Source organism: Pontixanthobacter gangjinensis, assembly GCF_009827545.1.
Lineage (GTDB): Bacteria > Pseudomonadota > Alphaproteobacteria > Sphingomonadales > Sphingomonadaceae > Pontixanthobacter > Pontixanthobacter gangjinensis.
The window spans coordinates 954,338-967,774 of the sequence record NZ_WTYS01000001.1 but is presented as its reverse complement, the minus strand read 5'-3'; the positions used below and the strand labels follow the sequence as shown (position 1 = coordinate 967,774).

The window sequence follows — 13,437 nt, the reverse complement described above, 5'->3', positions numbered from 1 at the left end:
ATTGCGCGTTTTTGATTTAGGCGGCCAAATGCCGCTGACAATTTACAGAATTGTACCGGACCAATCGAAGGCCGGACGAGGGAGGGATTAATAATGGCATTAGCGCCTGATCTATCAACTAGCACCGATCCCAATGTGGCGGACGACGCTGGTAACCATATCGACGCACCCGGTTTGCAGGGATTTGTGTTCGGCCTGTTCTTCATCTTCGGCGGCATCACATCGCTGAATGATGTCATCATTCCGAAACTTAAGGAGCTGTTCACGCTCAGCTGGACCGAAGCTATGCTGGTTCAATTCTGTTTCTTCTTTGCTTATTTTGCTGTCGGCATCCCCGCTGCAAAATTGGTCAAGCGGATCGGTTATATGCGCGGTGCAGTTGCCGGTTTGCTTGTAATGATGACAGGTTGCTTGCTGTTTATCCCAGCATCACAAACAGCAACATATGCGCTGTTCCTGTTCGCCTTCTTCATCCTCGCAAGCGGTGTGGTTATCGTTCAAGTTGTTGCGAACCCGCTGATCAGCCTCTTGGGGCCTGCGAAAACTACGCATAGCCGCCTTACATTTGCGCAAGCATTTAACTCGCTCGGAACCACGATCTTTCCTTACTTCGGAGCGATCCTTATCTTGGGCAGTCTCGCGACCGTCACCGCAGACCAGCTGTCCGGCATAGAACTTGAGGCTTATCGCACGGCCGAGAGCCAAGCGATTGTGAACGGCTATCTCGGCATTGCCATCGCTCTGGCGGTTGTCGCGCTCGTGGTTTGGATGTTCCGCAATCGCTTGAAGGGTGAGAAGCATGAAGCAAGTTCAGGCTTCGCTGGCCTCGATCTGCTAAAGCGGTCGCGCTTCGGCTTCGGCGCACTGTGCATTTTCCTTTACGTTGGCGGCGAAGTCGCAATCGGTTCAATCATTGTCGATTATCTGCAGCAAGACAGCGTCATGGGCATTGGCGAGCAAGCTGCTGGTAAGTTGATTGCTCTTTACTGGGGCGGCGCAATGGTCGGGCGGTTCATCGGCTCCGGCCTGCTTCGGATGGTCAGCCCTGGCCTTCTGCTGAGCACAGTAGCAACCGGCGCAATCGCGTTATTGCTTATTTCGGCAAATACGACCGGCATGCTCTCGGGATATTCACTTCTCGCAATCGGCCTCATGAATTCGATCATGTTCCCGACGATCTTCTCTCTGGCTTGCGAAAAGCTGGGCTCAAGGGCGGCAGACGGCTCAGGTATTATCAATGTGGCAATTTGTGGCGGCGCGGTTGTGCCACTGTTGTTCGGTGTGGTTGCTGATGCAACCACGCTAACGACTGCATTAATCATTCCAGCAATCTGCTATGCGGTGATCCTGACCTTCGGATTATTCGCTCGCAAGCCTGCCTAACCTATTAAACGCCAATAGAAAGGGGGGGGGCGTGCCGCAAGCACGCCCCCCCCTTTTTCATACTTTACCTACGTGGCGATCAAACGGTCGCTCAGCTAAACTGGAATGGCCATTTTCTTCGTACCGAAGATGGATTGCCAGCTCTCAATCTCTTCAATCACAACGTCGTTCATCGCATGGGCTAGGCTCGCATAATCGCGGTAGCTAATTCCGCCATCGCCACCTGCTGCCAGATTGTCGGCGCGGGTTTTGAGGCGCTCCAACTTGGTTGCGGTCACATCGGATATGGCGGCAAATCTCTCGAAATCACCGAAATAACGAATTCCCGCCAAGGCCGCGCCGAAGGTTGGAAAGGCAACGCCCATGAAGGTGAATGCCTTGCCCAAGCTAAGAGGAACTGACGGGTCGATCAGACCCGCGAATGACAACGCCTTGAGCACCAAATAAGAGCCAACCGACAGTACAGCCAGAATGAACAGCACTTCGGACATACGGTCCAGATTATGGTGCACCTTCTCCAGCTTTGCCGATTTGTAGCGATGATAGGCTGCTTGATCGGAGAGAAATGGGCCAATGATAGCCTCCAAATGTCCGCGCAAATAGGCTTGCGTTACCGCCATTTGCGGTAGGCCTATCGACAAAATTCGCAGCCGCGATGCTTGTTCCGGCCAGATTTCATCTCGCGATGCTGGCCAGCGGCCAAGCGCTCTCGCGCAACCGAGCGAAATCAGGATTGGGGCATGGCGCAAATATTCCGCGACCCTGCGCGTGCGGAACCACCGCCTGTGCCAATTGCCCCTGGTACCCGCAATCGTGATGGCAATGATTGCCAGCAGGAGGATGAATTCCAGCAAAGCGAATGGCCATTTTGACTCTGGACTGACGACGGGCAGATACGCAATACCCGCCACGATTGCCGCAGCCGATAACAAGAAGCTGGCTGCCATTCCGCCGCGATAGGCATCGGACAAATAGGTCGACAGCCCGTCTGCAAAGGCAAACCGCGGCAGTATTTTTTCACCGATTTTGCCGGCAAGCGAGGGGTCAATACCAGGCAGGCCGTTCAAATCATCCAACAGTGCCTTTCCGCTTCCTTCAGCTATGTTGTCAGGATGTTCGTATTTCTGGACAATTGACCCGAATGGCTTGCCGCTTGCGCCGAACATCGCCTCTATCCGGCGATAGGTGTGGAACTTGCGCGTCGATCTGGCACGCCATTGGTCGGCCCCGAATTGGCTGTCAGCCTGATCCTGTGCCTGCCACCTGAGCTGGGCTGCCGTTTTGACCGTTCGAATTATCTGGTCCAATTCACTCTGGTCCTGGCCGAATTTCTGGGCCACCAAATCGGCCGCATCGGCCAGCAAGCGCACAGAACACTTGTCGGCGGGATTGATCCAAATCACCGGCAAATCAAGGTGCAGAGCCTTGCTTATCGTGTCGCGCGTTCCGCCCGGCGCATTGTGAGATGAGCCATCCCAAATCGCGACCAAGACATCGGATTGCTCGATCATTACCATGCTTGCGGCGATGGACCTATCGGACAAGAGGTGCGATGCCTCCTTGCTGCTAACAGCGTTAGAGATTGGCGATGCCTCGTTTGCCAATGCCTCCCGGACAAGATCATCTTGCTCGGCAAGTTCAAAACAATTTGCATAGTCGGTCAATTCGGCGAGCATTTGCCAATTGCGCTTGGCAGCCCCGGATCGGGGCGAGATGCCTTTCAAAGCATCTCGAAATTCGTCTGCGCTCAATTCGGCGGTGTTGATCACTTGGTTAAGGGCGCGGCCGAAAGGAAGCGGTGCATCGACCTGCCAGCCGCGGTCCTTGGCGATGGCTGCCGCCAACATGTCCGCGCCGTGGGCCAAGCATGTCACAAGTCGGACCACATGCTGCGTTTCGCCAATTTGATCGGCCAAGGCTTCGAGCACCTTGGTCAGTACGCTCTTCACTTCAACCTTATTGGCGTCAAAGGCACGGTTACCTTCGCGGTGGCCAGTGATCCCCACATGCAATTCGCGGCTCTTCATCATTCCATTCCCCCGCGATGCACCCTGCCCCATCATTGCCAAACTGTAGCATGGATAGCTGGTGGAGCAATCAGATGTCAGGTGACAAATGACGCTACATCGGGAAAAAGACTCTACGGGCGTATCGATACAGCGGGGGCGAACCAATATGCTGCTAGTCACTTTTCTAATTGCGATGACTTTGGTCGCGCTGACATTCGTGATGCATTTCGCGATCCTCAAATTTTTGGCGCGAGAAATCAGGAATGAGGGAAGCAGACTAAAATGGCCGCTGCTGACTGTCACCTTCAGCCTGTTCGTCGCCCATCTGCTCGAAGTCTTGCTCTATGCTTTGGCATTTCTTGCAATCGACATGGCCGGAATCGGTGGATTGCAAGGTGCCGTCCACTCTTCTCACGCGACATTGGCGGACCATTTCTACTTCTCGATTGCAAGCTACACCACACTGGGAATTGGCGATATCGTGCCGCTCGGGTCAATCCGGCTTGTTGCCGGATTTGAGGCGCTTAACGGCCTGGTTCTCATCGCGTGGAGCGCATCCTTCACCTATCTGATGATGGAGAGGCTTTGGAGAATAGACGGTGACGAATAAGCTAGGAGGAAATCAATTAACCGGGTTTCAATCGGCAAGTGACGGTGTTAACTCTAACGAAGGGTCGCTCCTTTGAAATTCTTACCGATGGCGGGAGGTAGCGCTTGTAATGCAAAATAGCGACCATCCGGCATCTGCCAATCATATTTTCCTAAGTTATTCACGCGAAGATCAACCTGCTGCGCTGCCGATTATAAAAGCCCTGCAAGATTCCGGAATTGAAGTTTGGTGGGATGGCCTGATTGAAGGCGGCGCCAAGTACGGATTGGTAACCGAAGAAGCGCTTGAAACAGCCAGTGCAGTCGTCGTGATATGGTCCAAAACCTCGATTCAATCGCACTGGGTGCGTGATGAAGCAACGCATGGCCGTGACCGCGGCAGGTTGGTTCCGGTTACCATCGACAAGACAGACCCACCACTCGGATTTGGCCAATTCCAATGCATCGACCTATCGCAGAAATCGCCCAAGGCCGGTGATCCTCAATTTGACCGGCTGGTTAATTCGATCATCACTGTACAAGGGGGCAGTCCGGCGCTTTCACAGCGCCCGCCTAGAATGGAACATCGCCCGGAAAAGGCGCTTACCCGTCGGAACGCAATAATTGGTGGCGGAACCGCAATCCTTGGCGCAGCGGGACTTGCATATTGGATGAATGGCGGCATCGGCAGCCAGCCAAATGAGAACAGCATCGCGGTCCTACCATTCACCTCATTAGGCGATGGCACTGAACAAACCTACTTCGCGCAAGGTCTGTCAGCGGAGGTCCGGAGCCGATTGGCGCAAAACCCGTTGCTTAAAGTATCCGCCCAGACATCATCAGACGCAGCAGACAAGGACGGCGGCGGTGCCAAAGACATAAGCAGAAAATTGGGTGTTGCCTATTTGCTCGAAGGGACCGTCAGGCGTGCAGGCAATCAAGTGCGCGTCGTGGCGGAATTGATAGATGGAGCCACCGGATTTAGCATCGAGCCGCTTGCTTATGACGGCGCTCTCGATGATATTTTCGAGATCCAGCGCGCAATTGCAGCAGCAGTAACCCAAGCACTGACTACGCAAATGGATGGCGCGTCCTCGGGCACGGAAGTCGGCGGCACCGAAAACATCGCTGCCTATGAAGCATTCCTGCAGGGACGCGAATTATACGATGCTGGAATAGACGAAAACAGCGATCGGCAAGCGCTTGCCAAGTTTGACGAAGCGATTGCCATTGATGCAAATTATGCTGCCGCACATGCAGGACGCAGCCGCGCATTGGGGATCATCGGCAATCTTTATGCGCCCCCAAAACAGCGGGATTTGCTTTACGATCAAGCCATCTTGGCAGGGCGTAAAGCAGTTGAGATTGCACCCAAATTCCCCGATGGTCATATGGTGCTGGGATATGCGCTGGCAGTGGGTGAATTGGACATGGGGAAGGCACGAGGCCCCTATCAAACATCTTATGAATTGGGATCAGGTGATGCCGATATCTTGAGCCGATATGCTATCTTCCGGTCCCGCATCGGGGATTACGGCGGTGCGAACAAAGCGATCAATTTGTCTGCATCGCTCGACCCCCTCAATGCGCGCACGTTTCGAACCATTGGCGACATCGCCTATAATGGAGCACGGCATGATGACGCACTGATCGCCTTTGAGAAGGCAAAAGATATTCAGGAAGGGCTTTCAAGCTATCATTATTCGGTCGGACTGGTGAAGCTGGCCCAGGGAAAAGTGGCAGAAGCCAAGGCATCATTCGAACGAGAAAGCCGGTCCGTCTGGCGCCTTACTGGTACCGCAATCGCAGATTTCCGGCTCGGTGACGAAGCGGAAGCGCAACGCAAATTTGATACACTCAGGGCGGAATTTGGCGATAAGAGCAACTATCAATATGCCCAGATATACAGTCAATGGGGCCGAAAAGAAGATGCATTGGCCGCTTTGGCGGAAGCATGGAGGCTGCGCGATAGCGGACTGGTCCAGCTATACCGGGACCCCCTAATCGAACCGATCAGGGATACAACGGCCTATAACAACGTAATCAGAAAAATGGGTTTCACAAAATAACGCGTTCAACAATGAGGAGAATGGATATGCGTAAATTTGGAATGGCGGGAATTGCGGCGGGCGCTGCCCTGATGATGGCTGGCTGCACCCCCGAACAAGAGGAAGCAGCGGAAGCAGAAACGACCGAGGCAGAAATGCCTGCGGAAGAAGATGCCCCTGATGCCGCAACTGCCGAGCCTGCCGAGCCTGCCGGGGAAGAAGAAATGACCTCGGAAGAGGAAGTTGATGAAGGCGAACGCACCGGTCCCGATGACCGAATTGGCGACTAGACCGCTATAGAACCTGTTTAGATTGCCGCCGGAGTGTTCCGGCGGTGATTTAACGAACGAATACGCGGCTGTTCCTGCGCGTCCCCGCTTTTGCTCGATCGATCCACGATTGGTAGGGCAAGACTGCCGTATAGATCCCCGGCGCACCGCGCGTAATGGCGCAGCCATTTCCTGCCGATACTATACCGACCAGAACACGTCCATCACCTCTCCGGCGCGTTAGCGGCCCTCCGCTATCCTTGTAACAAGCGTCCTTGAATGCGCCCGGACTAGAGGCGCAGACAATATTCGTGAGGCTGTACCCGGAATAGGTGGTCACTTGAGAGCATCGAGAATTGCTTTGAGAAGTGAGTTCTGCACCTTCAAGATAACGCGGGCTACGCTGGGTGTTATCATTGATATCGAGAATATCATTGTCCCGAGTCCGACCCGTGAAGCCCCATCCCGTCACCAGTAATTTGGAACCTCTGCTCACGCTTGCTGCACGGTAGTCGATCGGGGCGAGCTTGCCCTGGCTGACCAGACTTTCAACAGCGCCCATTTGATCCGGGTTTATCCGCACCAAAGCGATATCGTCATAATCCGGCGTCTTTCGATACCCGGAATGCACGACAATCGAATCAATGCCGAAGGTAACACCGCCGCTTGCGATATCGAGCGTGCCCATCCGCACAAACATGTCCGGTTTGGCATTGCCAAGCGGTTCATTTCTTACACAATGCGCCGCAGTGACGATGAAGCCATCACCGATATACGAACCACCGCAATGATGCGCCTTTTCAAAATTCATTCGGTGGGCATTGCCTTGGCGCTTGCCTGATCGCCCCATCGGAGTGCCTCTGACCGGACGGAACAATTGCACTTGCCACAAGCCGTCACGGCGGCTCACAGGAAATCCGTTTATAATATAAGCAGTAGGTCTGATCGGTTCGGTAGAATAGACATCGGTCACCGCAACATCGGTTGCCCCCAGATATGCCTGTTCAGACTGCTCGATTGCGTTGCCAAACAGGCTTTTGCACAGCAGCCGCTCCAGAGAATTTTGACAAAGACTGGGCGGAATTGCGACCCGAGTATCATGACTGAAAATCAATGGGTTAAGCGGATGTTCACTGGCGATGGTGATGATTCTGTACAAGCCCAGTTGATTGAAGATCACCGGGGCCGAACCATTATCGATGATCGCTTCTGAGCTGAAATCTTCGCTAATTGCTAACGAAGGCTGTAGAGCCTCGCTAGAGAAAAGCAGACTAACGCTGTTATCCGGCGCAAGAGCAAGCGTGTGAACATTGCGGTCCAAGGCCCAACTCTGTTTGACCGTTACGGTGATATTCGCACCCCTTGGTACCTCCATCAATCCACGCGCCGAAGGGAACGAACAATATCCGGCGGGTGGCGCTTCCAGGCTGACGCAGACCGTTGTTGATTGATTATCGGACTTGCTTTCAAGATCCAATAGGCTTGCTCTGGACGCTATCGGTCCAGCAAAACTGTCAAATCTTTCGTCAAAATCTGGCTCGTCAGGACTCCCCAGATAGATTGGCTCGGGGACGTTCGAAGCCCACCCATATTGCTGATTAACCAGATCAGCAAAATATCCCAAAACTTCAGTGACCTCCATCGTGCCCGCACGGTGAAAGCGCTCGTCATACGCCGGGGCGATCCCGCGGCCTTCGCGCTTTATAGGGACCAGTACAATATCGGGATAGAATTCGGGATCACGGATGATTTCATAGTCCGCTGGTTCAGCAATTTCCCATCCGTCATGGCGTGCCAGAGCGGTTCTTATCGCAGCAGTTTCATTGCCAATATCACTAGCCAGGCGCACTCTGACGATTCCCGTCTTCGGCACTGGCACAACAAGGTCCTGAGCGGCAACATCATCTTGAGCTCGCCCGGGAATGGACGAAGCGGCCATCGCACAAGCCGCCACTCCTATCGATAACAAAAACCTCATCTTTTTCTCCCCCACCCTGCATTACACAATCAAGGTGTTCTGCGCAGCTGATTTGCAATTGATTTTGTTCAACGCAATCTGACCAGCAACCAGACCAAAACCCTTTCAGTAAACACTTGTAAAATTCGGAAAAGATGGCTGGCGATTCAGCTTCATTACGGCAAAGAGAATGTAAAATATGGTTGTAAAAAATAAAGTATGACTATCGTTCGAGGGGACAAACAATGCGCATAGCAATTGCAGACGATGATCTGGAGATTCTGGAACAGCTCGCCTCCGTATTGGAGGGAACGGGCCATCAGTTCGATAAATATCGTAACGGGAACGATTTAATCGTCGCGCTCAAGCGCGAGACATTTGACGTAGTGGTTGCCGATTGGAACATGCCCGGTTCGACAGGTGTGGATGTGCTGAAATGGGCGAAAGATGCGATTGAACATCCGCCGGCTTTTATTCTGATTACGAGCCGGGCCGGGAAAAGCGACGTGGTTAAAGGTCTGGAACTTGGCGCGACCGACTACATCATCAAGCCCGAAAGCAGCGAAGTCATTTTGGCGCGAATTGAAGCCGCCGGACGGAAAATAGTTCGCGAAAAGCCTGATCGGTTTGCGGAATTTGCGGATTTCAAGATCGACCGGCTCAAACAAATCATCGAACATGATGGCGAACCTGTCAAATTGACCAGCAAAGAATTCAGCTTGGCGCTGCTGTTCTTTGAAAATCTCAATCGCCCTCTATCGCGTAGCTATATATTCTCGCAAATCTGGGGCGGTTCGATCGACGTTGAAACTCGCACGCTCGATATGCATGTCTCCCGCGTGCGTTCAAAATTGGGCCTGCGCCCGCAAAATGGCTATGCGATCCAAACCGTGTTCGGTTTCGGCTACAGGATGGACAAATACTCAGAATTCGACGAGGACTGAGACTGGCAAAGTCTTAGCGCAATGAGGACCATGTCGAATGGCCAAGGATTATCCCGCGGGTCGCGAACTGGCGAACAGATTATATGGGGCGGCAACCCTGTTGCTTGCATTGCCGGCAATTCAAGCGTGCGCTGTGGCATCCCCAGCAGCGATTGTATCCTCGACTTTAGATCCAGTTCAGAAAGCAGCAATTCGGCTGCATTTCTCTGGCGATGAGGGGCCGCAGCACACCATGTTTGAAGCCGCATTGCGCCAATCGTTCCAGGAACACGCAGTCCCTATCGAAGATACAGCAGGCATTATCGCCGATTATGCATTTTCGGTTAGGCGGGCAGATTTGGGCATGGTCGATGCCGATGCTGTTACCAACGCGTCTAACGAGACAATCTGGGTCTCCGCACCGCGCAAAGCTCGCAGATTTGATGAATGCAAGCCTGTTCGGCTACGCGCCACATTGGCCATGTTTCGTATTAGTAATGGCAAATTGTCGTATCGCGGCTCAGCTGAAAGCATTGGTTGCGACGTAACCGAAGAAGCGGCCAATGAATTGGCGGACAAGCTTGTTAGCGACGCAATGGCAAAATCCCAAGGCTAACCGAGCTCGCCCGGCGCATTTTTAGGCAATTCGATCGAGAATTTGGTGCCGGTGGTAGAATGGCTTACGACTTCAATGGTGCCATGATGCTTCTGCACAGTGCGCTGAACAAAGGTCAGTCCCAGACCGGCGCTTGGGCCGGCTTTGGTTTCATGCGCACCGAACCGGGCAAACGGATCTGCCAAACGCTCCGTTGGCAAGCCGGGGCCTTCATCGCTGACAGCCAAGACGACATTCTCGTCATCCATTTCACGAACAGATAGCATAACCACCGACTTACCCGGTGAATATTTGATCGCGTTACCCAGCAGATTGTCGAGCAAACGGGCAATTAACGATGCTTCGACCCATGCAAAAACCGGCATCTCGGAAAGCTCTTGCGTTACCGTGATGCCCTTCTTCTTCGCGAGCGAATAAGCCCGGTCACATGCCTCCTCTGCCAAAGCTGACAGGTCGGTATCCTCAAAATACAGTGCAGCCTCCTCAAGCCGCGCCAATTGCACGAAATCATCGGCCAGCTTCAACGTCCGTTCTGCCTGCGTGCGAATTCTCCTCAACCTGTCATTGCCCACTGCATCGCTGGCCGCGCCTTTGGTCAAGCCGATGATTGCGACCTGCGGGGTGCGCATATCGTGCGAAAGAAATTCGAGCATTTCGGCACGCTCGGTCTCGCGGCGGCGAATCTGCGAGATGTCTCTTAGCGCGACAATCTGTCCTGATTTCGCTGAATCACTCGCGACGAAATCGGCTGATGCCATCAAGAATACATCGCCATCCTTGCTAGTCAGTTCGCCTTTTTCATTGTCAATGATGGCATTGGCCAGCAGGACAACTTCGCCAAATGCGGGCCTGTCCGCCAAATCCCATTCGGTGAACAATAAGTCTGCTTTTTGATTCATCATTTGAACAACACCATCGCGGTCCAGTACGATAATCGCATCAGGTGCCAGTTCGATAACTTGCTGCAAGAAGGTGAAAGAATCAGATACGCTGCTGATCAATTTACGCATCCGGTCCACTTGTTGGGCAATAATATCAAACCCTCCAGCCTCGGTGTTCTCTGGCAGTTGATGCGGCAATCGGCCTGCCTCTCGGTCAAGATACTCGCTGACAGTGGTCAAGCGGCGCCAACTCCATAAAGGGTAGGCAAGCAACATAACCACCGCGGCGGTCGCGACCGGAATCCAGACGCCTGCGGCGACCACGAGGCCGACCGAAAGCGTCAGCATGGCAATGATCAATGCCACTGTTGCGTAGAGGCCACGGCGCGGATTCAAGCGCCAAAATGCCAAGAACTGCGCGAGGATCGCCAACAAACTGAGCGCTAATGGCCACCTGCTATCTGCTTCGTAAATCAGATTGCCTTGCTTGATCGCCGCCAGCAAATTTGCCTGCGTTTCCACACCAGACATAATTTCAACACGCCCCGACGGAACAAAATATCGGTCGCTCAAGCCCGGCGCAATTGCCCCGATTATGATAGTCTTGCCTTCGAGAAAGCCGCGCGGAATATCGGAATCCAATATGTTGGCAGCGGGAATAACTGCATAACTTCCCGCCGGATTGAACGGCACTATGGCTTTGCGCTTCGGCACATTTGCGCCTGCGCTTTTGCCAGGTGGATCATCTTCATCGGCACTGCCAGCTTGCAAAGCAGCCATTGCGAATTGCAGAAAAACATCATCGCCTGATTGCAAAGCGAGGTCGAACCGCCGCAATATCCCATCCTGATCGGGTTCAGTATAGACATGCCCAACCGCCAGCGCAGGTGCGCGCAGAATTTCCAAGGGATAGGCGACCGCAACGTTGTTTTCGGAATTTTCCTGTGCGGCAAAAGTGTGCGGTAGAATGACCTTGCCAGAATCCCTGATCGCATTTGCCAAGGCGGTATCGGCTTTGGCTTCCGTCGGCTCCAAAAATAGCACATCGAATAGAATTGACTGTGCGCCCGCTTCATCAAGCTCTCTTACGAGCTGGGCATGCGTTTGGCGCGACCAAGGCCATGCGCCAATCCGGTTTAAGCTGTAATCATCGATCGCGACAATGACGATGTCATCGCTGACCGGTCCATTCGCCAGCCAAGTCGAAAAATCGAGCAGCCGCCCGTCCATCCGGTTGGTCACCTGCGCGGAGAGAGCCAGCACAGCCAATCCGCAAGCACAAGCGAGCAGAATTGCCCATTCGAGGATCAATCGTTTGAATGACATGTTTGAGCTAAGATAACAGCTGCTGTGTTATTCCGAAACAATCAGACTTTGAGTTGGTCCCCAAACTTTCAGCAAACCGTCGCTTTCTGCCTGCATGGCAGCAACGCGCCATTGATATATTCCCGGTTCCAAATTGGTCAGTATCAAGCCTTTGCTACTCACCCCGACTTCGTCGAGAAGTGGGGCCGCATCGCTGCCCTTCTCCCATAATTGAAACGCGTAGTAAGTCTCGCCAACGCCAGCCGTCAGCCATTCAAACTTGAAGCCATCTGCAAGCGGCGATGTGCCAACTGAAGGGGTGACCCCTAAACGCTTGCGCCTGAAGCTGTAGTTTTCTGAAAGCCCTTCGAGGCCGCTGGCCGAGATTGCTCTGACGCGCACGTAATATCGGCCATCTTCAAGACCTTTAAAACTTACTTCGCCAGAGGTTTCGGTTTGCTCGGCAACCACATCCAAGAAGCCCGCTTCACGCGCAATTTGGGTGCGATAACCAACCGCGCCATCAGGCGGCGTAACCGCAAATGCGACCAATTCAGAAGTCTGGATAGCCCCGGGGTTGGTGATCTCAGATGCTGGCAATAATGCTTCAACGCCACTCAACCCATTCGCGCCGGATGCAATGCCGAAACCTGCGCTGGCAAGTTCCTCATTTTTCCCGCTGCTAACTGCAACTTCTCCTTCAACCACTTCGGTTCCGCTACGCCCAAGCACCTCGTCATGTGCGACCCGGAATTGAGTGCCGCGTACTGCAGTTACGGCCAAAGGTGTCCGCAATTTGAAGCGCTCCTGCCCCCTTAATTTGGGTGCAGTAACTTCGCCCCTGCCACCCAACACTTCAAAATCGACATCAAGAATATTATCGAGCGCATAAAGCCGTGCGCGTTTCAGACGCGCACGCGAATTCGATGGGAGCGATACCACAGAACCTCTTACGCTGCTGAAGGACACAAAGCCGTTCGCACCTGTATTCACAACACCGCCTTCACGCAAAATAACTCCGGCCTCGACTTGAGTGCCGCCAACTTGGACAGGGCCGCTAAATCGCTCCACTCGCAAAGGAACTTGCTCAAAACGGAGTAGGTTGCGGGGCAACTCAAGCTTTTTGCCAATCGGCATTTGGCGAGGGCGAAATACCTTGTTGAGCAAGGCAACTTTGGCCATCGCCTCGCTACCCGTTAGGTAACGATCGCTAATCGAATTCAGCGTGTCACCCTTTTTCACGACATAGGTTATTGGCGCATCATCTTGCGCAGATGCGGGAAGCGCGAACAATGCTGTGCACGCAGCAATCATCACCGAAATGACCAATTTCATCAACGAAACGCGCATTTTCAAACTCCCGAACCCCAATCAAGCATCACCACAGCACACTGAAGAGCGCGCAGAAAGACCTCACCGCACCTTACATCAGAATCCTAATGAAGCCACAAATTGGCT

The 13,437-nt window shown here is 53.4% G+C and carries 10 protein-coding genes; 6 read left to right on the top strand and 4 right to left on the bottom strand.

Features of this window, described 5'->3' with window-relative positions:
• Positions 1-93: 93 nt before the first annotated feature.
• Positions 94-1,383, top strand: a complete 1,290-nt coding sequence (locus GRI36_RS04595) for a sugar MFS transporter (protein ID WP_160597387.1) — start codon at positions 94-96, stop codon at positions 1,381-1,383.
• A gap of 95 nt (positions 1,384-1,478) precedes the next feature.
• Here GRI36_RS04595 and GRI36_RS04590 read toward each other — a convergent pair whose 3' ends face one another.
• Positions 1,479-3,413, bottom strand: a complete 1,935-nt coding sequence (locus tag GRI36_RS04590; protein ID WP_160597386.1) for a hypothetical protein — start codon at positions 3,411-3,413, stop codon at positions 1,479-1,481.
• Between the two features lie 145 nt (positions 3,414-3,558).
• On the opposite strand from GRI36_RS04590, the gene GRI36_RS04585 reads away from it, so the two are divergent.
• From GRI36_RS04585 to GRI36_RS04575, 3 genes are all read left to right on the top strand, one after another.
• On the top strand, positions 3,559-4,002 hold the full coding sequence (locus tag GRI36_RS04585; RefSeq protein WP_160597385.1) for a two pore domain potassium channel family protein: 444 nt from the start codon (positions 3,559-3,561) through the stop codon (positions 4,000-4,002).
• A 109-nt stretch (positions 4,003-4,111) separates the two neighbouring features.
• Positions 4,112-6,049, top strand: a complete 1,938-nt coding sequence (locus GRI36_RS04580; RefSeq protein ID WP_160597384.1) for a TIR domain-containing protein — start codon at positions 4,112-4,114, stop codon at positions 6,047-6,049.
• Positions 6,050-6,075: 26 nt separating this feature from the next.
• On the top strand, positions 6,076-6,318 hold the full coding sequence (locus GRI36_RS04575; protein WP_160597383.1) for a hypothetical protein: 243 nt from the start codon (positions 6,076-6,078) through the stop codon (positions 6,316-6,318).
• A gap of 49 nt (positions 6,319-6,367) precedes the next feature.
• Here the strand turns inward: GRI36_RS04575 and GRI36_RS04570 are convergent, their stop codons facing one another.
• Complete coding sequence (locus GRI36_RS04570; RefSeq protein WP_235902162.1) at positions 6,368-8,236, bottom strand: serine protease; 1,869 nt, start codon at positions 8,234-8,236, stop codon at positions 6,368-6,370.
• A 263-nt stretch (positions 8,237-8,499) separates the two neighbouring features.
• Here GRI36_RS04570 and GRI36_RS04565 point away from each other — a divergent pair, with 263 nt between their 5' ends.
• Both GRI36_RS04565 and GRI36_RS04560 read left to right on the top strand, forming a co-directional pair.
• Positions 8,500-9,198, top strand: coding sequence for a response regulator transcription factor (locus GRI36_RS04565; RefSeq protein WP_160597381.1), 699 nt, complete (start codon positions 8,500-8,502; stop codon positions 9,196-9,198).
• A 133-nt stretch (positions 9,199-9,331) separates the two neighbouring features.
• Positions 9,332-9,793, top strand: a complete 462-nt coding sequence (locus GRI36_RS04560; RefSeq protein WP_160597380.1) for a hypothetical protein — start codon at positions 9,332-9,334, stop codon at positions 9,791-9,793.
• On the opposite strand, the gene GRI36_RS04555 is transcribed toward GRI36_RS04560, so the two are convergent.
• Together GRI36_RS04555 and GRI36_RS04550 are read right to left on the bottom strand one after the other, a co-directional pair.
• Positions 9,790-12,000, bottom strand: coding sequence for a CHASE2 domain-containing protein (locus GRI36_RS04555; RefSeq protein WP_160597379.1), 2,211 nt, complete (start codon positions 11,998-12,000; stop codon positions 9,790-9,792). The genes GRI36_RS04560 and GRI36_RS04555 overlap by 4 nt on opposite strands.
• Positions 12,001-12,027: 27 nt before the next feature.
• Positions 12,028-13,329 (bottom strand): FecR domain-containing protein, encoded by a 1,302-nt coding sequence (locus GRI36_RS04550; RefSeq protein WP_160597378.1) that lies wholly within the window; start codon positions 13,327-13,329, stop codon positions 12,028-12,030.
• Positions 13,330-13,437: the final 108 nt, after the last annotated feature.